Source organism: Streptomyces durmitorensis (assembly GCF_023498005.1).
Classification (GTDB): Bacteria; Actinomycetota; Actinomycetes; order Streptomycetales; family Streptomycetaceae; genus Streptomyces; species Streptomyces durmitorensis.
On sequence record NZ_CP097289.1, the window covers coordinates 7,293,215 to 7,313,718 of the forward strand.

The 20,504-nt window shown below is 71.8% G+C and carries 17 protein-coding genes; 10 read left to right on the forward strand and 7 right to left on the reverse strand.

Annotation, left to right across the window (positions count from 1 at the left end; all coding sequences use genetic code 11):
• Positions 1-202: 202 nt before the first annotated feature.
• The 3 genes from M4V62_RS32595 to M4V62_RS32605 are packed head-to-tail and all read right to left on the reverse strand — an operon-like array spanning position 203 to position 3,107.
• Positions 203-1,036 (reverse strand): siderophore-interacting protein, encoded by an 834-nt coding sequence (locus M4V62_RS32595; RefSeq protein WP_249590775.1) that lies wholly within the window; start codon positions 1,034-1,036, stop codon positions 203-205.
• Complete coding sequence (locus M4V62_RS32600) at positions 1,036-2,067, reverse strand: ABC transporter substrate-binding protein (RefSeq protein ID WP_249590776.1); 1,032 nt, start codon at positions 2,065-2,067, stop codon at positions 1,036-1,038. Before M4V62_RS32600 ends, M4V62_RS32595 begins: the two co-directional genes overlap by 1 nt.
• Positions 2,067-3,107, reverse strand: a complete 1,041-nt coding sequence (locus tag M4V62_RS32605; protein WP_249590777.1) for an ABC transporter substrate-binding protein — start codon at positions 3,105-3,107, stop codon at positions 2,067-2,069. The genes M4V62_RS32600 and M4V62_RS32605 overlap by 1 nt, the downstream gene beginning before the upstream one ends.
• 53 nt (positions 3,108-3,160) lie before the next feature.
• On the opposite strand from M4V62_RS32605, the gene M4V62_RS32610 reads away from it, so the two are divergent.
• The 3 genes from M4V62_RS32610 to M4V62_RS32620 are packed head-to-tail and all read left to right on the forward strand — an operon-like array spanning position 3,161 to position 6,125.
• Complete coding sequence (locus tag M4V62_RS32610; protein ID WP_249590778.1) at positions 3,161-4,204, forward strand: FecCD family ABC transporter permease; 1,044 nt, start codon at positions 3,161-3,163, stop codon at positions 4,202-4,204.
• Positions 4,201-5,229 carry a FecCD family ABC transporter permease gene (locus M4V62_RS32615; protein ID WP_249590779.1) on the forward strand — a complete coding sequence of 343 codons (1,029 nt, stop codon included), beginning with the start codon at positions 4,201-4,203 and terminating at the stop codon, positions 5,227-5,229. Before M4V62_RS32610 ends, M4V62_RS32615 begins: the two co-directional genes overlap by 4 nt.
• Positions 5,226-6,125 carry an ABC transporter ATP-binding protein gene (locus M4V62_RS32620; RefSeq protein WP_249590780.1) on the forward strand — a complete coding sequence of 300 codons (900 nt, stop codon included), beginning with the start codon at positions 5,226-5,228 and terminating at the stop codon, positions 6,123-6,125. Before M4V62_RS32615 ends, M4V62_RS32620 begins: the two co-directional genes overlap by 4 nt.
• Here M4V62_RS32620 and M4V62_RS32625 read toward each other — a convergent pair.
• Positions 6,109-6,456, reverse strand: coding sequence for an alkyl sulfatase C-terminal domain-containing protein (locus M4V62_RS32625; RefSeq protein ID WP_249590781.1), 348 nt, complete (start codon positions 6,454-6,456; stop codon positions 6,109-6,111). The two genes, M4V62_RS32620 and M4V62_RS32625, sit on opposite strands and share 17 nt — an antisense overlap.
• 42 nt (positions 6,457-6,498) lie before the next feature.
• Here M4V62_RS32625 and M4V62_RS32630 point away from each other — a divergent pair, with 42 nt between their 5' ends.
• The 3 genes from M4V62_RS32630 to M4V62_RS32640 are packed head-to-tail and all read left to right on the forward strand — an operon-like array spanning position 6,499 to position 8,571.
• Positions 6,499-6,831: a hypothetical protein gene (locus M4V62_RS32630; protein ID WP_249590782.1), complete on the forward strand. Its 333-nt coding sequence runs from the start codon at positions 6,499-6,501 to the stop codon at positions 6,829-6,831.
• A gap of 7 nt (positions 6,832-6,838) precedes the next feature.
• A complete protein-coding gene (locus M4V62_RS32635; protein ID WP_249590783.1) occupies positions 6,839-7,654 on the forward strand; it encodes a TlyA family RNA methyltransferase in 816 nt (271 codons plus the stop codon).
• Positions 7,651-8,571, forward strand: a complete 921-nt coding sequence (locus tag M4V62_RS32640) for an NAD kinase (protein WP_249590784.1) — start codon at positions 7,651-7,653, stop codon at positions 8,569-8,571. The genes M4V62_RS32635 and M4V62_RS32640 overlap by 4 nt, the downstream gene beginning before the upstream one ends.
• A 228-nt stretch (positions 8,572-8,799) precedes the next feature.
• Here M4V62_RS32640 and M4V62_RS32645 read toward each other — a convergent pair whose 3' ends face one another.
• The gene (locus M4V62_RS32645) at positions 8,800-10,149 is read right to left on the reverse strand and encodes an FtsX-like permease family protein (RefSeq protein WP_249590785.1); all 1,350 of its coding nucleotides are present in this window, start codon (positions 10,147-10,149) and stop codon (positions 8,800-8,802) included.
• Positions 10,150-10,405: 256 nt separating this feature from the next.
• Between M4V62_RS32645 and recN the strand changes: the two genes are divergently transcribed.
• The 3 genes from recN (at position 10,406) to M4V62_RS32660 (ending at position 14,939) form a co-directional block, all read left to right on the forward strand.
• The gene (gene recN / locus M4V62_RS32650) at positions 10,406-12,133 is read left to right on the forward strand and encodes a DNA repair protein RecN (protein ID WP_249593105.1); all 1,728 of its coding nucleotides are present in this window, start codon (positions 10,406-10,408) and stop codon (positions 12,131-12,133) included.
• Between the two features lie 587 nt (positions 12,134-12,720).
• Positions 12,721-13,494 (forward strand): hypothetical protein, encoded by a 774-nt coding sequence (locus M4V62_RS32655; RefSeq protein WP_249590786.1) that lies wholly within the window; start codon positions 12,721-12,723, stop codon positions 13,492-13,494.
• Positions 13,495-13,796: 302 nt separating this feature from the next.
• Complete coding sequence (locus tag M4V62_RS32660; protein WP_249590787.1) at positions 13,797-14,939, forward strand: glycosyltransferase family 4 protein; 1,143 nt, start codon at positions 13,797-13,799, stop codon at positions 14,937-14,939.
• 15 nt (positions 14,940-14,954) lie between these two features.
• On the opposite strand, the gene M4V62_RS32665 is transcribed toward M4V62_RS32660, so the two are convergent.
• Positions 14,955-16,592: a PucR family transcriptional regulator gene (locus M4V62_RS32665; protein WP_249590788.1), complete on the reverse strand. Its 1,638-nt coding sequence runs from the start codon at positions 16,590-16,592 to the stop codon at positions 14,955-14,957.
• A 159-nt stretch (positions 16,593-16,751) separates the two neighbouring features.
• Between M4V62_RS32665 and M4V62_RS32670 the strand changes: the two genes are divergently transcribed.
• On the forward strand, positions 16,752-18,275 hold the full coding sequence (locus tag M4V62_RS32670) for an APC family permease (protein ID WP_249590789.1): 1,524 nt from the start codon (positions 16,752-16,754) through the stop codon (positions 18,273-18,275).
• An 18-nt stretch (positions 18,276-18,293) separates the two neighbouring features.
• Here M4V62_RS32670 and M4V62_RS32675 read toward each other — a convergent pair whose 3' ends face one another.
• A complete protein-coding gene (locus tag M4V62_RS32675) occupies positions 18,294-20,105 on the reverse strand; it encodes a glycoside hydrolase family 15 protein (protein ID WP_249590790.1) in 1,812 nt (603 codons plus the stop codon).
• Between the last annotated feature and the right edge of the window lie 399 nt (positions 20,106-20,504).

The following is a 20,504-nucleotide window of genomic DNA, read 5'->3' on the forward strand; positions in this document are numbered from 1 at the left end:
GCAGTCAGCAGTCAGCAGCCCGCAGTCAGCAGCCCGCCACCCGCAGCCAGCAGTCAGCCGCCCGCAGTCAGCAGCCCGCCACCCGCAGCCCGCCACCCGCAGTCAGCAGCCCGCCGCCCGCAGCCAGCAGTCAGCCGCCCGCCTCATGGCGAAGCCCCGACCGGGGTGTGGGCGGGGCTTCGGCATGGCATGGGACAGGTGGTCAGGCCGTTTCGTTGCGGTCGATCAGCTCGTCCGTGGTGGTGCCCTTGCGCCAGTAGCCGGAGAACGAGATGCGCTTGCGGTCGAAGCCGCGGTCGCTCACCAGGTGGCGGCGTACGGTCTTGACCGTCGCGGACTCGCCCGTGACCCAGGCGTACGGGGTGCCCGAAGGCAGCTCCGCGGCACGGATCGCCGACGGCGTCGAGCCCTCCTCCGTGAGCCAGGTGATCTCGGCGTCGGCCTTCGTCGGCAGCTCCTGCTTGTCCGCCAGGTCGTGGACCTCGATCCAGACGCGGGTCGGCGTGGCCGGCGGGAGCGTCTCCAGGATGGCCGCCACCGCCGGGAGTGCCGACTCGTCGGCGGTCAGGAGGACCCAGTCGGTGTCCTGCGGCGGCCTGAAGTCGTACGCGCCGTTCTCGTCCTCGATCGGTGCGAGTACGCCGATCCGGGCGCCGGGCCGTGCGGTCCGCGCCCAGCTGGTGGCCGGGCCGTCGGAGGGCGAGGGAGCGGTGCCGTGGACCGCGAAGTCGACGATCAACTCGTCGGGGTCGCGGCGCAGTTCGCGTGTGGTGTAGGTGCGCATGATGCCGCGGACGTCGGGGTCGAGGGCGAGCCAGTCGGTGTACCAGCTTGCCGCGTCCCCGCCCGATGTGTCCGGCATGACGGGGGCGTCCTGCCCCGGCTGCGGCAGGAACACCTTGATGCGCTGGTCGCGGCCCGCCGAGCCCATCCGCGCCAGGTCGTCGCCGCCGAACGCCACGCGGATCATGGCGGGGGTGACGTACTCGGTGCGCAGCACGTGGACATCGAAGAAGTGGTACGGGGATGCAGTCATCAGGTGAGCCTCTTCGACTTCTCGATGGCGGTGGCGAGTTGTTCGAGCACGGGGGCGTAACCGGCGTAGCTGTAGCGCTCCTCCATCGACCAGGGCACGGTCTGGCCGGCCTTGACGGCGGGGAGCAGCTCCCAAGTGGGTTTCTTCGCCAGTTCCTTGGGCGGCAGCGCGCTCGACCGGTTGTCCATCATGATGAGATCGGCGTGGTATTTGTCGGCGTTCTCCCAGCTCAGGAACTCCCAGAAGCCCCACTCGTCGACCTTCTTGCCCTCGACGAACTCGATGCCGAGGTCCTTGAAGTAGTTGAGGTCGCAGTAGGAGTCCGGCACGGCGACGTAGAACTGGTCGGCGTCGCCGGTCATCGCGAGGACCTTCAGGCCGGGGTTGGCCTTCGCCGCCTTGCGCAGCCGGCGCTCGGCCTTGTCGAAGCGGGCCCTGGCCGCGCGCACCTTCTCCGATGCGAGGTCGCCGCCGAGCGCCTCGGCGAGCTCGGTGTAGCGCTTGAGGGGTTCGAGCAGGGAGACGCGGGCGCCCTTGATGCCGATGGTGGGCGCGAGCGCCTCGATCTTCTTGGTGCTGTCCGCGGGCACGAACCAGAGGGCGGGCGGCGGGAACATGTTGCTGATCAGGAGATCGGGCTTGAGGCCCGCGTACTTCTCGATGTTGAACTGGTTGAAGGACTCGCCCAGGCTCGTCAGTTTGTCGACATCGAGATCGCCCGCCTGGGGGTTGGGCTTGCCGTCCACCGGCTTGGAGGGGCCGAAGGTTCCAGTGCAGGTGACGCCGTAGTCGTGCAGGGCGGCCGCCGTGCTGATGTAGGCGACGATGTTCTTCGGGGTGTGGTTCACCTTCGCGGTCTTGCCGCGGTCGTCCTTGAAGCTCCAGGGCTTGGAGCCCGCGCTCTTCCCGGACTTCTTCTCCTCGCTCCCGCAGGCGCTGAGCAGGGCGCCGAGGCCGAGCGCTCCGCCGGAGGCCAGCAGGCCGCGGCGGGACATGCCTCTGGGGGCGACGGGGCGGAGGGTGGTGGACATCAGGCTGCCGCCTTCTTCGACTTGTCGACGGCCGCCGCGAGCTGCTCGATGAGCGGTGCGTAGCCGGCGTGACTGAACTGGGCTTCGTTGGACCAGGAGATGACCTGGCCGGCCCTGACCGCGGGGAGTTTCGCCCAGGTCGGCTTGGACTTCTTGAGCTCGGCGGGCTGGAGGTTGCCGGTCCGCTTGTCGACGAGGATCAGATCGGCCTCGTACGTGTCGGCGTTCTCCCAGCCCAGCTCCTGGAAGAAGCCGCCCTCGGCCGTCTTCTTCGGGGTGACGAACTCGACGCCCAGGTCGCCGTAGTGGCGCAGGTCGGTGAAGTCGGCCGGGTCGCCCACGTAGAGCATGTCGGCCTGCGCCGAGACCGCCATGACCTTGAGGCCGCCGCGGGCCTTGGCCGCCTTCGCGGACTTGCGCAGGGTCTCCGACGCCGCTTCGAAACGCTTCTTCGCGGCGGTGACCTTCTCCGCCTTGAGGTCGGCGCCGAGTGACCCGGCGAGTTCGGCGAAGCGGCCGATCACCTTCGTCAAGGAGGACTTGCCGGTCAGGATGCCGATGCTGGGTGCGAGCGAGGTGATCTTCTTGGCGGAGTCGTCGGGGACGTACCAGAGCCTCGGTGACTCGTTCATGGTGCTGACGAGCAGCTCGGGGCGGAGCTTCGCGTACTTCTCGATGCTGAACTCGCCCCAGGCGTTGCCGAGGATCGTCACCTTGTCGACATCGACGTCACCGGCCTGGACGTCGGGTTCGCCGTTCTTCAGCTTCGTCGGGCCGAAGACGCCGGTGCACTCGACGCCGAAGTCGTGCAGGGCTGCGGCCGCGCCGATGTAGGCGACGATCCGGCGCGGGGTCCTGGCCCCCTTCGCGGTGGTGCCGCGGTCGTCCTTGAAGCTCCAGCCCGTGCCGCCGGCTGACGATTTTGCGCCGTCGCCGCCCCCGCCGCATGCTGTCAGGAGTCCACCGATTCCGAGGGCGCCGCCCACGCCGAGCACACCACGGCGGGTCGGAGCGGGAGGTATCGGACGGCGGGCGTGCATAGGTGGTGCTTCTCTCGTCGAAGTCGAGTGCGAGGGTAGGCTAACCTAACCTGGTGTTGGTCGACAGTCCCCCCGAAGCCAGCGCGGAGAGTGCCCCCGCGCCACCCAACCGCCGCGCGATACGCAGCGCCGGGCTCCTCGTCTCGGTCTGTGTGCTGCTGCTCGTCGTCGTGGCGAGCATCGCGGTCGGTGCCAAACAGATGTCCCTCGACCAGGTCTGGCACGGTCTGTTCCAGGACACCGGGACGTACGGCGATGTCGTCGTCGGAGAGCGGCTCTCGCGGACGCTGCTCGGCGTGCTCGTCGGTGTGGCCCTCGGCCTCGCCGGGGCCGTCCTCCAGGCGCTGACGCGCAATCCGCTCGCCGACCCGGGGCTGCTCGGCATCAACCTCGGCGCTTCGGCCGCCGTCGTCACCGCCATCAGCTTCTTCGGCGTCACCTCCCTGAGCGGCTATGTGTGGTTCGCCTTCGCCGGAGCGGCCGTGGTCGGCGCCGCCGTCTACGCCCTCGGCGGGACCCGCAACGCGACGCCCGTGCGGCTCGCGCTCGCCGGAACCGCCCTGAGCGCCGCGCTCTACGGCTATCTGCAGGCCGTGATGATCACCGACAACGCCGCGCTCAACAAGATGCGCTTCTGGACGGTCGGCTCCCTCGCATCGGCCAAGACCGAGACCATCCTGCAGGTCCTGCCCTTCCTGGTGGTCGGCATCGTGCTCGCCCTGGGCCTGGCCCGGCCGCTCAACGCCATGGCCATGGGCGACGACACCGCCCGCGCTCTCGGCGCCCATCTGAACCGCACCCGCGCCCTGTCCATGGCCGCCGCGACCCTGCTCTGCGGGGCCGCGACCGCGGCCTGCGGGCCCATCATGTTCGTCGGCCTGATGGTGCCGCACGTCGTGCGCTCCTTCACCGGGCCCGACATGCGCTGGATCCTGCCGTACGCGGCGATCCTCTCGCCGGTCCTGCTGCTCGGCGCCGACGTCATCGGGCGCGTCGTCGCGCGCCCCGCCGAACTGCAGGTCGGCATCATCACCGCGTTGATCGGCGCTCCGGTCTTCATCTTTCTCGTACGACGGCGGAGGCTGGCTCAGCTGTGAAGGCGATACGCACCCGGGGCGGACTCAGCTTCCGTCTCGACGTCCGCACGGCCGTGGTCGTCGCCGTGCTCATCGTGGCCGCGCTCGCTGCGAGCGTCGTCCTGATCGGCACCGGCGACTTCTACATCCCCACGGCCGACGTCATCCGCACCCTGCTCGGCAACGGAGACGCCGGGCAGGAGTTCATCATCAACGACCTGCGCCTTCCGCGGGTCCTCGTCGGCCTCCTGGTGGGTGCCGCGCTCGGGCTCGGCGGCGCGATCTTCCAGTCCATCTCGCGCAATCCGCTGGGCAGTCCGGACATCCTCGGCCTCGGGCAGGGGTCCACCGCGGGCGCGCTCATCATGATCGTCCTCTTCCAGGGCACCGCTGTGCAGGTCGCCGGGGGCGCGCTCGTGGGCGGCCTGGTGACCGGCTTCGCGATCTACGTGCTCGCCTGGAAGCGGGGCGTGCACGGCTTCCGGTTCGTCCTCGTCGGCATCGGTGTCTCCGCGTTCGTCACCGCGATCAACGGTTATCTGCTCACCAAGGCGGACCTCGTCGACGCCGCGCGCGCCGTCGTCTGGATGACCGGCTCCCTCAACGGCCGGGACTGGGACCAGGTCTGGCCGCTGCTCGTCCTGTGCGCGATCCTCGTACCGCTCGTCATGACGTACGCCCGTCCGCTGCGGATGCTGGAGATGGGCGACGACGTCGGTTACGCGCTCGGGGTGCCCGTGGAGCGCACCCGCATCGTCCTGATGGGCTCGGCGGTGCTGCTCACCGCGGCCGCGACCGCCGCGGCGGGCCCCGTCGCCTTCGTCGCGCTCACCGCGCCGCAGCTGGCCAAGCGGCTCACCCGCTCGCCGGGACCCAACCTCATGCCCGCGATGTTCATGGGCGCCACCCTGCTGATCGTCGCGGACTGGGCGTCCCAGCGGGCGTTCGGCGCCGACCAGCTGCCCGTCGGCGTGGTCACGGGCGTACTCGGCGGCATCTATCTGCTGTGGCTCCTCGTCATCGAGCGCAAGGCGGGGCGGATATGAAGACGCGTACGGCCACGAACACGAATACCTCTGAGAGCACCGACAGGCAGGAGCGTGCCGCAGTGAACCGGCTCATCGCGGACGACGTGACACTGGGCTACGACCAGCGCGTCATCGCGGAGAAGTTGTCCGTCGAGATCCCCGACAACTCCTTCACGGTGATCGTCGGCCCGAACGCCTGCGGCAAGTCCACCCTGCTGCGCGCCCTGTCCCGGATGCTCAAGCCCTCCGCAGGACGTGTCCTGCTCGACGGCAACGTCATCCAGTCGATGCCCGCGAAGAAGGTGGCGCGCACGCTCGGCCTGCTCCCGCAGTCGTCGATCGCGCCCGACGGGATCACGGTGGGCGACCTGGTGGCGCGCGGACGCTATCCGCACCAGGGACTCCTCCGCCAGTGGTCGCCGGAGGACGAGCGGATCGTGGGCGAGTCCATGGCGTCGACCGGCGTCGCCGAGCTGGCCGATCGCTATGTCGACGAACTCTCGGGCGGCCAGCGCCAGCGCGTGTGGATCGCGATGGCGCTCGCCCAGCAGACTCCGTTGCTGCTCCTGGACGAGCCGACCACGTACCTCGACATCCAGCACCAGATAGACGTGCTCGACCTCTGCGCCGACCTGCACGAGGAGCAAGGCCGCACGCTCGTCGCCGTCCTGCACGACCTCAACCACGCGGCCCGGTACGCCACCCACCTCATCGCCCTGCGTGAGGGCGAGGTCGTGGCCGAGGGCGCGCCGTCCGAGATCGTCACCGCGGAGCTGGTCCGGGACACCTTCGGGATGGACTGCCAGATCATCGACGACCCGGAGTCGGGGACGCCGCTCGTGGTGCCGGCGTCACGGCGCGGACGTACGAAGCCGAAGGCGACTGCCGACACCGGGGCTAAAGCAGCGACCTGAGGCGGAGCAAGTCGCGCAGGCCCGCCTCCAGCTTGACCCGGCCGGAGGCCCAGGCCTTCGCGAAGTTCAGCTCGCCGTCCACCATCGCCACCAGGTCGTCGCCGGACATGGTGAGGCGGATCTCGGCCTTCTCGCGAGGGGGGCCGGGATGCGTGTCGAGCACCGTGATCCGGCCGTTCTCGAGGCGGCCCGTGAAGGTCACGTCAAGATCGGTGATGCGGCAGCTGAGCGAGCGGTTGAGCGCGGCCGCGCTGCGCACGCCGCCCTCGGCGCCCGCCAGGTTGTCCGAGAGTGTGTCGAGCGCCGTGCGGCACTCTTCGATCGTCGCCATCGTGATCGACGGTACCGCAGCGCTTCGGGGTAGCGTCTGGGCATGAGCGACTCGATGCCGGGCCCCGAGCCCGAGCCGGTGGAGCCCGAGGCCGCCGCCGAGGTGCGGGCCGAGACGTACGACCCCGTGGGACCCGCCCCGCTCGGGGTGGAGCGGGTGCCGACCGGTGACGCGGAGGTCGACGGCCTGCTCACGCGTCTCGGCGACGCCGACCACCTCGCCACGGACGGCCACATCGAGGTGTACGAGGATGTACACCGGGGACTGCGTGACGCGCTGACCGCGCTCGACGCACGCCCCGGGCCGCCGGCGCCCTCACCCATGGGGACGACCGCGGCTTCGTCCCAGCACTCACCCCCGTACAACAGGAGCTGAACAGAACGTGGCAGGAGTGGCACGCCGCCGCCTCGACGCCGAGCTGGTCCGGCGCAAGCTGGCGCGCTCGCGCGAGCACGCCAGCCAGCTGATCGCCGCAGGGCGGGTGACCGTCGACAAGAACACCGCGACGAAGCCCGCGACGCAGGTGGAGACCGCCGCAGCCATCGTGGTCGCGACCGACGACAGCGATCCCGACTACGTCTCGCGCGGCGGCCACAAGCTGGCGGGCGCGTTCGCCGCGTTCGTGCCGCAGGGCCTGGTCGTCGAGGGGCGGCGCGCGCTCGACGCGGGCGCGTCCACCGGCGGCTTCACCGATGTGCTGCTGCGCGCCGGTGCCTCGGGCGTCGTCGCCGTGGACGTCGGGTACGGCCAACTCGCCTGGTCGCTGCAGAGCGACGACCGGGTCACCGTCAAGGACCGCACGAACGTACGGGAGTTGACGCTGGAGGCCATCGACGGGACCCCCGTCGACCTGGTCGTCGGCGACCTCTCGTTCATCCCGCTCGGCCTGGTGCTTCCCGCCCTCGTGCGGTGTGCCGCCCCGGACGCCGACCTGGTCCTGATGGTCAAGCCGCAGTTCGAGGTCGGCAAGGAGCGCCTGGGCAGCGGCGGTGTGGTGCGCAGCACGCAGCTGCGGGCCGACGCCGTACGCGGCGTGGCGAGGCAGGCGTGGGGGCTCGGGCTCGGTGTGCGTGGCGTGACCGCGAGCCCGCTGCCCGGACCTTCCGGAAATGTCGAGTACTTTCTGTGGCTGCGTGCCGGGGCGCCCGAACTCGACCCGGCGGACGTAGACCGTGCCGTGGCGGAGGGGCCCCGTTGACTGACACCCGAGAGACCCAGACCCGAGCTCGTACCGTTTTCCTGCTCGCGCACACCGGACGGCCTGCCGCCATCCGCAGTGCCGAACTCGTCGTCCAGGGGCTGCTGCGCAGCGGCATCGGCGTACGGGTCCTGGAGGCGGAGGCGGCCGATCTGCCGCTGCCGCCCGAGGTCGGCACCGTGAAGGAGGCCACCCCGCAGTGCCTGGACGGCTGTGAACTGCTCGTCGTGCTCGGTGGCGACGGCACCTTGTTGCGTGGCGCCGAGTTCGCCCGCGCCTCCGGTGTGCCGATGCTCGGCGTGAACCTGGGGCGCGTCGGCTTCCTCGCCGAGGCCGAGCGCGACGACCTCGACAAGGTCGTCGACCGGGTGGTGACGAAGGCGTACGAGGTCGAGGAGCGGATGACCATCGACGTCGTCGTGCACAGCAACGGCGATGTCGTGCACCGCGACTGGGCGCTCAACGAAGCCGCCGTGCAGAAGATGTCGGCCGAGCGGATGCTCGAGGTCGTCCTGGAGATCGACGGGCGTCCGGTCACGGGCTTCGGCTGCGACGGCATCGTGTGCGCGACGCCGACCGGCTCCACCGCGTACGCCTTCTCCGCGGGCGGGCCCGTGGTGTGGCCCGAGGTGGAGGCGCTCCTGATGGTGCCGATCAGCGCCCACGCCCTGTTCGCCAAGCCCCTGGTGACCTCGCCGGACTCGGTGCTCGCCGTCGAGGTCCAGCAGCACACGCCGCACGGGGTCCTTTGGTGCGACGGGCGGCGGACCGTGGAACTGCCGCCGGGGGCCCGGGTCGAGGTGCGCAGGGGCGGGGTGCCGGTGCGGCTCGCGCGGCTGCACCACGCGTCGTTCACCGACCGGCTCGTGGCGAAGTTCGCCCTGCCGGTGTCGGGGTGGCGGGGGGCTCCGCACTAGCGCTCCGCTGGGGGGTGCGGTGCTGGCCTGGGGGCCCGGTGGGGGTGCGGTGCTGGGCGGGGGTGCGGTCGTCTCCTGCGGGCTCGGTGGGGGCTGGTCGCGCAGTTCCCCGCGCCCCTTACGGGGCGCAGGTGTCACCTGCGGGCTCGGTGGGGGCTGGTCGCGCCCACGTGGCGGAGCCGCACATGTGACAGCCCCGTGCCCCTTACGGGGCCAGCCTCGCCGCGGTCACGTGGAGCAGACCACTGAGATGGGCCGCTTTCTCATGACCGCGCTCACCGGAAGGCCCGTCGCCAGCAGTGTGAGCAGCAATGTGCCCGCCGCTATCCCCGTCGGCACGCCCCACGGCAGGTGGGGGAGCGACGAGCCGAAGGCCGTGCTCAGGATGGGCGCCAGCGTGCCGAGCGCGATCGCGGTGCCCAGCAGCAGCGCGGTGCCCGCGACGACCACCGCCTCCCCGGCCGCCATCGCCCGCACCTGCGCGCGCCGGCTGCCGACCACGCGCAGCAGGGCGACGTCGCGGCGGCGCTCGAAGGAGATCATGGCGAGGGTGTTCGCCGCGGCGATCGCGGCGAAGCCCGCGTACAGACCCGTGCCCACGTAGTCGAGCCAGACCTCGCCCGTGCTGCCCGCCGAGCCCGTGTGGTGCTGCGCCGTGGTGTGCATGCCGATCTTGGTCAGGCCGAAGCCCACGACCAGGACGAGCGGCACGACCGCGGCGGAGAAACGGCGGGGCTGCGAGCGGACGTTGAGCATCGCCAGGCGCGCGCCGGCGCCGAACCGGCCCACCAGCGCGGAGACCACCCAGGCCGCGGGCCCGATGATCCGCGGGCCGAGGAGCCCCGCGCCGACGCAGAAGAGGATCAGGACGAGGAACGCCCCCTCGCTCGCCTCGTCCGCGGGCTGCTTCGAGAGGAGCACCGAGACCGCGCAGGCTCCCGCGACCGCGACGAGGCCGAGCGGCGCCCGGAGCATGCCGAGCCCCCGCCGTCCGGTCGCCGCCTCGCTCAGGGCGCGGGCCGGGCGAAGGAGCGAGAACCGCAGCGCCGAGAGGACCGCGGCGAGCGTCGTCGTCACCACGGCCACGCCCAGGCACACCGGCAGGGCGACCCAGCCGAACCGGAACTCCGCCTCGGCGGGGAGCAGTCCGTGCGAGACCATGCCCGCGTGCCACCAGCGCGCGGCGAAGCCGCCGATGACGAAGCCGGCGAGCGCCGCCGGGATCGACGCGGCGAGGGCCTGGACGGCCACCGCGCGGCGGATCTGGCGGGGCTTGGCGCCGATGGAGCGCACCATGGCGAGCTCGCGGTGCTGCTGCGTGACGGCCGTGCCCATGGTCGACGCGACCACGAATATCGACATGTAGACCGAACCGATCAGAAGGACGACGGCCATGTCGCCGACGCCGTTCTCGGTGATCTGTCTGCGGGCCCGCGCGGAGAGCCCGTCGGTGCCCGTCGTGCCGAGCATCATTGTCGATGCGCTCACCACGGTCGCCGCGAAGAGCGCGGCCACCGCCGTGCCCACGAATGCCGGGCGATGCGCACGCAGCGCCGCCTGTGCCAGTCCCGTTCCCATACCGATCATGGTGGGGCGCTGGGACCCCCGTCCACCAGGAGGCTGTCAGGAAGATCGTGGTGGGGTAATCCCCCCCCGGGATCATCACAGGGATCACCACAGGGATCACCACAGGGATCTTCACCCCCTGCGGGTGACAGCGTCCGTTCGGTCCGCCTTTGCCACCTGCGTCTTCGTGGAAGGAAGGTGGAAGGAGACCAGGGGCCGTCGCACACCTGGCCCATGACCTCGTAAGGTCGTGTCCGTGTTGGAGGAGATGCGGATACGGTCGCTCGGAGTCATCGACGACGCAGTGGTCGAGTTGTCGCCGGGGTTCACCGCCGTGACCGGCGAGACCGGTGCGGGCAAGACGATGGTGGTCACCAGCCTTGGCCTGCTGCTCGGCGGACGCGCGGATCCCGCCTTGGTGCGGATCGGCGCCAAGGCGGCGGTGGTGGAGGGGCGGATCACTGTGCCCGCGGGCGCTTCGGCCGCCGTGCGTGCGGAGGAGGCCGGGGCCGAACTCGACGACGGGGCGCTGCTGATCAGCCGTACCGTCTCGGCGGAGGGGAGATCCCGCGCGCATCTCGGCGGGCGGTCGGTCCCGGTGGGTCTGCTGTCCGAGCTCGCCGACGACCTCGTCGCGGTGCACGGTCAGACGGACCAGCAGGGGCTGCTCAAACCGGCCAGGCAGCGCGGGGCGCTCGACCGGTACGCGGGCGACGCGGTCACCGTGCCGCTGGCCAAGTACACGGCGGCGTACCGCAGGCTGCGGGCCGTGACGACCGAGGTCGACGAGATCACCACGCGTGCGCGTGAACGGGCCCAGGAGGCCGATCTGCTGCGCTTCGGCCTCGACGAGGTCGCGGGCGTCGAGCCGCGCGCGGGCGAGGACACCGAACTGTCCGCGGAGGCCGAGCGGCTCGGCCACGCGGAGGCCCTCGCCTCCGCCGCCACGTCCGCGCACGCCGCGCTCGCGGGCAACCCCGAGGACCCGGAGGGCGTCGACGCCACGACGCTGGTCGCGGGCGCCCACAGGGCCCTTGAAGCGGTGCGTTCGCACGACCCCGTCCTGGCCGCCCTCGCCGAGCGGATCGGTGAGATCGGGATCCTGCTCGGCGATGTGGCGGGGGAGCTCGCGGGGTACGCGGACGACCTCGACGCCGATCCCCTGCGCCTCGCGGCGGTGGAGGAGCGGCGGGCCGCGCTCACCCAGCTGACCCGGAAGTACGGCTCCGACATCGACACCGTGCTCGCCTGGGCCGAGGAGGGGGCCGCGCGGCTCACCGAACTGGAGGGCGACGACGACCGTCTTGAGGAGCTGACCGCAGAGCGGGACGCGCTCCGGGCCGAACTGGCGGGGCTCGCGCAGGCGTTGACCGACGCGCGTCAGGAGGCTGCGTCGCGGTTCGCGGCGGCCGTCACCGAAGAGCTCGCCTCGCTCGCGATGCCGCACGCGCGCGTGACGATCGACATCACCGCCACGGAGGTGCCCGAGGGCGGGGACGGCGTGCCGGTCGACGGGCGCCTCGTCGCGTACGGTCCGGCGGGTGTCGACGAGGTGGAACTCCTCCTGGCCCCGCATCCGGGCGCCCCGCCGCGGCCGATCGCCAAGGGTGCGTCCGGCGGTGAGCTGTCGCGCGTGATGCTCGCCGTCGAGGTCGTCTTCGCTGGCACGGATCCCGTTCCGACGTACCTCTTCGACGAGGTCGACGCGGGCGTCGGCGGCAAGGCCGCGGTCGAGATCGGCCGCAGGCTCGCCAGGCTCGCGAAGTCCGCGCAGGTCGTGGTCGTGACGCACCTGCCTCAGGTGGCGGCGTTCGCCGACCGGCAGCTGCTGGTGGAGAAGACGAATGACGGGTCCGTGACGCGGTCCGGGGTTCTCGTGCTCGAAGGCGAGGACCGGGTGCGGGAGTTGTCCCGGATGCTGGCCGGCCAGGAGGACTCGGAGACGGCTCGGGCCCATGCGGAGGAGTTGCTGGCCACGGCTCGGGGGGACGGATAGCGGTTGCTGGCCGGGGGCCTCGGGCGGCCGGTGAGTGCCGTCCATCCGGTGCGCACCGTCGATCACCGGCTTCGCCGAGTTCGTCCTCAAACGCCGGACGGGCTGAGAGGGGACCGGCCGGTCTGAAGGCGAGGCTGGTCGGAGTGAAGCGTGAGAGGCCGGTCTGAAGGCGGGATCGAGCGACGGGGTTCCCGTCCGGTCTTGAAGCGGGATGAGCCGGGTTGAAGGCGTGAGCGGGGCTGGTCTGAAGGCGGGCGGGTCACGGGCTTCCCGTCCGGTCTTGAAGTGGGATGAGCCGGGTTGAAGGGGTGAGACGGCCGTCTGAAGGCGGGGTCGGGCCACGGGGTTCCCGTTCGGTCTTGGAGGGGGATGAGCCGGGTTGAAGGCGTGAGCGGGGCTGGTCTGAAGGCGGGCGGGCCACGGGGTTCCCGTCCGGTCCTGAAGTGGGACGAGCCGGGTTGAGTTGAAGGGGTGAGACGGTCGGTCTGAAGGCGGGGTCGGGTGGGCTGAAGAGGCCCGGCCGGTCTTGAAGCGGGGCCGGGCAGGTGGCCACTGAGCCCGGTCGTGCCGGAAGTACGCTGGTCCGCATGATCGACCGCAAGCCCGCCCGGCGCCTCACCGCCCTCCTCGCCGCAGCCGCCGGCACCCGCGCGGCCACCGCCGCGTTGCGTTCACGTGCCCCCGGCGGACCCGACCGCTGGCAGCGGAAGAACTACGCCGGGCGGACAGTGGAGTTGTACGCCGGGCCCGCCGCCGCCCTCGGCGCTGCGGTCGGAGCCGTGGCGCTGCCTGCCCGGTCCCGCGCCGCCGCCGCGCTTGCCGTCCTCGCCGCCGGGGCGTGCGGGGCGTACGACGACGTGGCGGGCGAAGGCGACCCGCGCCGGGGCTTTCGAGCGCACCTGGGTGCTCTGCGGGGCGGTGAAGTGACCAGCGGGGCCGTGAAGTTGTTCGGGATCTCGGCGGCCGGTCTCGCCGCCGGCGCGCTGCTCAAGGAGCGGCCCGTGGACAAGCTCCTCGCGGGCGTCGTGATCGCGGGCACCGCGCACTTCGTCAACCTCGTGGACGTACGCCCGGGAAGGGCCGCCGGAGCGGTGGTGGCGCTGGGAGCACCGGGGCTGCTGCGCACAGGCACCGCCGGAGTCCTCTCCGCCGCCTCCGTGGGAGCCGCCGCGGCCGTGCTTCCGGAGGACATCGGGGAGCGCGCCATGATCGGCGACGCGGGAGCGCACGCGCTCGGCGCGGCGCTCGGCGCGGCCATCGCCGCGGGCAACGGCCGCGCGGGGCTCGCCGTCCATGCGGCGGGTGTGGTGGCAGCCGCCGCGTACGGCGAGAGGGTCGCCGCCGCCGGGGCCTGGGGCTAGCGTCTCGGTCGCCCGAAATGCCGCCCGAAATGCCGTCCGGAAGTGTCGCCCACGGCGGAGACCACCGCCCGGCCACGCCGAGCCTCCTGAAAGTCTTCCGCCCGGCACGCCCCCGCTGCGAAGATGCGGGGGCCGCAGATCGTCCGCGGTGCTGAAACCCGTCGTCCTCACCCGTGTGGGTGATCCGGGTCAGGGAGTTGCCCGCCCCGACACGGAAGAGACCTTTCGGCGGTGCCGGAACGTCCGTACGGACTGGCATCCTTGGCGCAGCCCCCCGACGCCGACCCAGGAGCCCCGGCTACGTGAGCCACGTGAGCAGCCACTCACCGCACGGTCAGACCTCTCTGCACACCGTGCAAGTCCTGGGCGGTGGCAGCGCGGGCAGCAGCGCCCACGTCAGGTCGCTCACCGCGGGCCTCGCGGCGCGGGGCGTGCGGGTCACGGTGTGCGCCCCGTCCGAGGCGGCCGCCGCCTACGACCTGACGGGCACCGGCGCCCGGCACGTCCACGTACCCCGCAGCAGCGACCCCGCATCCGTCGCCTCCCTCCGCACGGCCTGCGCCGACGCCGACCTCGTGCACGCGCACGGACTGCATGCCGCGCTCCGCGCCGCCCTCGCGCTCACCGGCCGCCGCATCCCCCTCGTCGTCACCTGGCACACCCGCGCGCACGCGGAAGGGGCGCGCGCCCGCGTCCTGCACCTCCTGGAGCGGCGCGTCGCCAAGGCCGCCGCCGTGGTCCTCGGCACCTCGTCCGACCTCGTCGACCGCGCCCGCAGCAGGGGCGCGCGGGACGCACGCCTCGCCCCCGTCACGCTCCCCGCGCCGCGCGCGGCGGCCGGCGGGGCCGAGGACGCCGAAGGGCTGCGCCACAAGGCCCTCGCCGAACTCGGCGCCGTCGGGCGGCCGCTGATCGTCACGGTGGGCACGCTCGAACGGCAGCGCGGCCACGACGTCCTCCTGGAGGCAGCGCGCGCGTGGCGGCACCTCGACCCCCTGCCGCTCCTCGTCATCGCCGGTGAAGGGCCCGAGCGCGGCGCCCTGCAGCGCCGTATCGAGGGCGAAGGCCTTCCCGTCCGGCTCGTCGGGCGGCGCGACGACGTGCCCGACATGCTCGCCGCGGCCGACCTCGTGGTGCTGCCCACCAGCTGGGAGTCCCGCTCCGTGCTCGCCCAGGAGGCCCTGCACGCGCGCGTGCCGCTCGTCGCGACCGCCGTCGGCGGTATCCCCGAACTGGTCGGCGACGCGGCCGCGCTCGTCCCGTACGGCGACGCCGAGGCCCTGGCCACCGCCGTCGCACGCCTCCTCGCCGACCCCGCGCTCAGGGAGCGCCTCAAGGACAAGGGAACGGCCCAGGCGGCGACCTGGCCGACCGAGGACGAGACGGTCACCCAAGTCCTCAGCGTCTACGACGAGTTGACGCAGCCCCTCGCCATGTACCCCTGAGGACCGCGGCCCTGCCTACGCCACATGCCTGCGCGCCCGCAGCGCCAGGCTCAGCGCGAGCACCGTCTGCGGGTCGTCCAGGTCCGTGCCGAGGAGTTCACTGATCCTGGCGAGGCGGTTGTAGAGCGTCTGGCGGTTCAGGTGCAGTTCGCGCGCCGTCTCCGCCTTGCGCCCCGCATGGGCCAGGTACGTCTGGAGGGTCGGAAGCAGCGGCGGCTTCGAGCGCTGGTCGTGGGTGCGCAAGGGGCCGATCGCGCGGTCCACGAACGCCGCGAGCGCCGAGTCGTCGTAGTTGTGCAGGCGCCACAGGAGCAGGTCGATGTCCAGGCGCCGAGCGTCGTACCAGGGGCGGTCGATGAGCCCCTGTGCGGCCGTCGCCGTCTCCGCCGCGTGCCGCAGGCCCGCCGAAGCGGCGGCCCAGCCGCCCGCGACACCGACCACCACGACCGGCGGCAGCGCCCCGGCCCGCTGCATCCCCGCCCGCTCCACGCCCGCCCGCAGCGCGGCGGCGACCCGGTCGGCCACCGCGGTGCGTTCGGATTCCGTACGCAGGCCAAGGAGCAGCGGGACGCGCCCTTCGACCGGGCGTACGCCGAGCAGCACCGGCACCCCCACCGCCGCGAGCTCCTCCGCCACCGCCCGCGCGAGCACGGCCCAGCCGCCCCCGGGCGGCAGCCCGTCCGCAAGGCGCATCACGACCGGGAGCAGCGGGCTCTCGCCGGGCTTGAAGCCGAGCACCCGCGCCTGGGCGGGCGCGTCGTCGGCCTGGATCCGCCCCTCGGCCAGGTCGGTCAGGAAGTCACCCCGGCCGCGCGCGGCGAGCTCCTCCTCCTGCCGGGCCTGCATCAGGACCACCGCGAGCGAGCCCGCGGCCCGCTCCGCCGCGATCCGGTGCACCGGAAGCAGCGCGGACTCCACGGCGAGCAGCACGAGCCGGGCACGCACGAAGCTCGACCCCGGCCCTCCGCCCGGCACGTCCACGAGCAGCGCGCCCGCGGGCGGCCCGTCCTTGTGGTGGCCCCGCAGCCCCTCCCACACCTGGAGGGGATCGGCACACTCGGTGCCCGCCCCCGCGGCGTACAGAAGCTGTCCGTCCGGCGTCTCCAGGAACACCGGGTTGCCGCTGAAGTCCGCGAGGACATTGAGGACTTGGGGCACGCCGCCCCCGCCGAGCAGCGCCTCCGTGCAGCGCCTGTGGACCTCCTCGGCCCGCTGGAGCAGTGCGTAGTGGCCGTTGACGATCTCGGTGTGGACCTCCTCCGTGACCGTCACGAAGGGCACCTCGCGGTGCAGCTGCACCAGCGGAAGGCCCGCCGCGCGCGCCGTCTCCACGATCGCCGCGGGGAGCCGCGTGAAGCGCGGGCCGAGCTCCACGACGAGCGCCGCGATACCGCGCTCGGCCAGTTTGCGCACGAAGACGCGCTGCTCGGCGGGGCGTGCGCCGAGGCCGAGGCCCGTGGTCAGGAGCAGCTCGCCGCCCTTGAGGAGCGAGGCGATGTTCGGCACCTCGCCCGCGTGCACCCACCGCACCGTGCGCTGCAGCCGGTCCGCCCCCGCGACCACCTCGGGGAGCCCGCCGCGAAGACCCGGAAGTTCCAGGGCACGCTGCACGGTGATGCCGCCCTGAGTGCCCTGCGTGCCCTGACTGTCCATGTGGCGGACGCTACCTGCGCATTCGTTCCGGGAACATGTCCGACCGGTCACGGGAATGATCTGGTCCGCTCAAACCCCGACAACTCGTCGCCCCAGGACGTCAATTGCGCGACCTCCTGTCGGTTGTGGCGTACGTCACTCCACGGCAGGGTGCCCGCCATGCCAGAGCACACGTCCGAGCAATCCACTCCGCCCGAGGTCCACCGTCTCAAGGCGAACTCCGTCGGCCTCGTCGGTGTCGTCTTCATGGCGGTCGCCACCGCGGCGCCCATCACGGCCATGACCGGCAACCTCCCCATCGCCGTCGGCGCGGGCAACGGCACCGGAGCGCCCGCCGGCTATCTCTTCGCCACGCTCGTCCTGACCGTCTTCTCGGTCGGCTACGTCGCCATGGCCAAGCGGATCACCGCCGCCGGCGCCTTCTACGGCTACATCTCGCACGGCCTCGGCCGCATCGCGGGCATGGCGTCCGGGATGCTCGCCGTCCTCGCCTACGTCGTCTTCGAAGCGTCCATCGTCGGTGTCTTCGCGTACTTCGCCAAGACCACCGTCCACGATCAGCTCGGCGCCGACCTGCCGTGGATCCTCTACGCGGGCGCGATGCTCGCCGTCACCGTCGTCCTGTCGTACTTCGACATCAACCTCACCGCGAAGGCGCTCGGCGTGATGCTGATCGCCGAGATCGCGGTCCTCTTCGCCGTCGCCACCGCCGTACTGATCCACGGCGGCGGCCCCGACGGCATCCCCCTCGAACCGGTCAACCCCAAGAACGCCTTCACCGGTACCTCGGCAGGCCTCGGCCTCTTCTTCGCCTTCTGGTCGTGGGTCGGCTTCGAGTCCACCGCCATGTACGGCGAGGAGTCCCGCAACCCCAAGAAGGTCATCCCGCGCGCGACCCTCGTCTCGGTCGTCGGCGTCGGCCTGTTCTACATCTACGTCTCCTGGATGACGATCGCGGGCAACGGCCTGACCGGTTCGGTGAAGGTCTCGCAGTCCACGAGCCCGCTCGACCTGTTCTTCGACCCGGCCCACACCTTCATCGGCGCCTGGGCGGTCGACACCTTCCAATGGCTCCTGATCACCGGCTCGTTCGCCTGCGGCATGGCCTTCCACCAGTGCGCGTCGCGCTATCTGTACGCGATCGGGCGCGAGGGATTCCTGCACCGGGGCCTGGGCCGCACGCACCCCAGGCACGGCTCCCCGTACATCGCCTCCTACGTCCAGTCGGCGATCGCCGTCGCGCTGGTCGCCGCCTTCTGGCTCACCGGCCAGGACCCGTACATCCACCTGTACACGCTGCTCGCGATCCTCGGCACGATGGCGATCCTCATCGTGCAGACGCTCTGCTCGTTCGCCGTCATCGGCTACTTCCGCAAGAACCATCCCGAGGACCGGCACTGGTTCACGACCCTGGTCGCCCCGCTGCTCGGCGGCATCGGCATGATCGCCGTCGTCGTGCTGCTCGTGATCAACATGGACACGGCTGCGGGCACGGCGGCGGACTCCCTCTTCTTCAAGGCCATCCCGTGGATCGTCGGCCTCGTCTTCTTCGGGGGTCTTGGCCTCGGCCTGTATCTGAGGGCGAGGCACCCCGACCGCTACGAGATCATCGGCCGGATCGTCCTGGAGGACGCGGCCGAACGCACGGACGGCGACGGGGAACCCGTCGCCGTCCGGACCTGAGGGGCCTGGCTGACCTCGCTAGCCGCCGTACGCCCCGCTGGCCGTAAGACGCAGTGCCGTGTCGATCAGCGGCACGTGGCTGAACGCCTGCGGGAAGTTGCCGACCTGGCGCTGCTGCCGCGGATCCCACTCCTCGGCGAGCAGCCCCAGGTCGTTGCGGAGCGCGAGCAGCTTCTCGAAGAGCTTGCGGGCCTCGTCGACGCGGCCGATCATCGCCAGGTCGTCCGCCATCCAGAACGAACAGGCCAGGAAGGCGCCTTCGTCGCCTTCGAGGCCGTCCACGCCCGCGTCGTCGCCGGTGGTGGGGTAGCGCAGGATGAAGCCGTCCGGTGTCGAGAGCTCCCGCTGGATCGCCTCGATCGTGCCGATGACGCGCTTGTCGTCGGGCGGCAGGAAGCCCATCTGCGGGATGAGCAGCAGCGAGGCGTCCAGCTCCTTGGAGCCGTACGACTGCGTGAACGTGTTCCGCTCCTTGTCGTAGCCCTTCTCGCAGACGTCCCGGTGGATGTCGTCGCGCAGCTCGCGCCACTTCTCCAGGGGGCCGTCCGCGTCGCCGGACTCGATGAGCTTGATCGTGCGGTCGACGGCGACCCAGCACATCACCTTGGAGTGCACGAAGTGGCGGCGCGGGCCGCGCACCTCCCAGATGCCCTCGTCCGGCTGGTCCCAGTTCGTCTCCAGGTACCGGATGAGCTTGAGCTGGAGCAGCGAGGCGTAGTCACTGCGGGCCAGGCCCGTCATGTGCGCCAGGTGCAGGGCCTCGGTGACCTCGCCGTACACGTCGAGCTGGAGCTGGTGCGCGGCTCCGTTGCCCGCCCGGACCGGGGTCGAGCCCTCGTACCCGGGCAGCCAGTCCAGCTCGGCCTCGCCGAGCTCGCGCTCGCCCGCGATGCCGTACATGATCTGCAGGTTCTCGGGGTCGCCCGCCACCGCCCGCAGGAGCCACTCGCGCCAGGCGCGGGCCTCCTCGCGGTACCCGGTGCGCAGGAGCGAGGAGAGCGTGATGGCGGCGTCGCGCAGCCAGGTGTAGCGGTAGTCCCAGTTGCGGGAGCCGCCGATGTCCTCCGGCAGCGATGTCGTGGGCGCCGCGACGATGCCGCCCGTCGGGGCGTACGTCAGGGCCTTCAGCGTGATCAGCGAGCGGACCACGGCCTCGCGGTACGGGCCGTGGTACGTGCAGTGCTCGACCCACTCCCGCCAGAAGTCCTCCGTGGCCACCAGGGCGTTCTCCGGCTCGGCCGGCGCGGGCGGCTCCTTGTGCGAGGGCTGCCACGAGATGGTGAACGCGATCCGGTCACCGGGCGCGACCGTGAAGTCCGAGTACGTCGTGAGGTCCTTGCCGAAGGTCTCGGCCGACGTGTCGAGCCACACCGAGTCGGGCCCCGCGACGGCCACCGTGCGCCCGTCGACCTTGTGCACCCAGGGCACCACGCGGCCGTAGCTGAAACGCATCCGCAGGGCGGAGCGCATCGGCACCCGGCCGCTGACACCCTCGACGATCCGCACCAGCTGCGGGGCGTCCGTGTCGCGCGGCGGCATGAAATCGGTCACGCGGACCGTGCCGCGCGGGGTGTCCCACTCGGATTCCAGGATCAGCGAGTCGCCGCGGTACGTGCGCCGCGCGGCGGTCGGCGGCGGCGCGTCGGGGCTGTGAGCGGGCCCAAGGCGCCAGAATCCGTGCTCCTCCGTGCCGAGCAATCCGGCGAAGATGGCGTGCGAGTCGAAGCGGGGCAGGCACAGCCAGTCGACTGTGCCGTCCCGGCAGACCAGGGCAGCGGTCTGCATGTCTCCGATGAGTGCGTAATCCTCGATGCGCCCGGCCACGTGCATCTCCAGTCAAACGGCCACGTCGCCCTCTCGGGGCGCTCGCTCTACGGTCAAGGGTTCGCTGTAAAACGAACTGCACGAGCCTCTTGTTCCGGGGAACGGACGGGGGGTGATTGCCGTTAGTCGGACCGGCTCGCCAGCGAGTGTCCGAGCAGGATACGACGCACCTCGCTGATCCGCGCGCCGCTCCCGGCAACCAGGCTGCGCCGAACGGGTGAGCGCCAGGTGAGGAACGTGTGACGCAGGTGCCCGAGCGTGGCCGGAAGCAGCCTCGTCCCGTCGCTGATACCCTGGTAGCCCGTGAGCCGGTGGTCATTGAACCCCCGAACCGCAGCGACGGCACCTCCCCCGAACTCCTGGTGAGGGCGCCGGTACGCACCCTCCAGACCGCGACCACGGGAG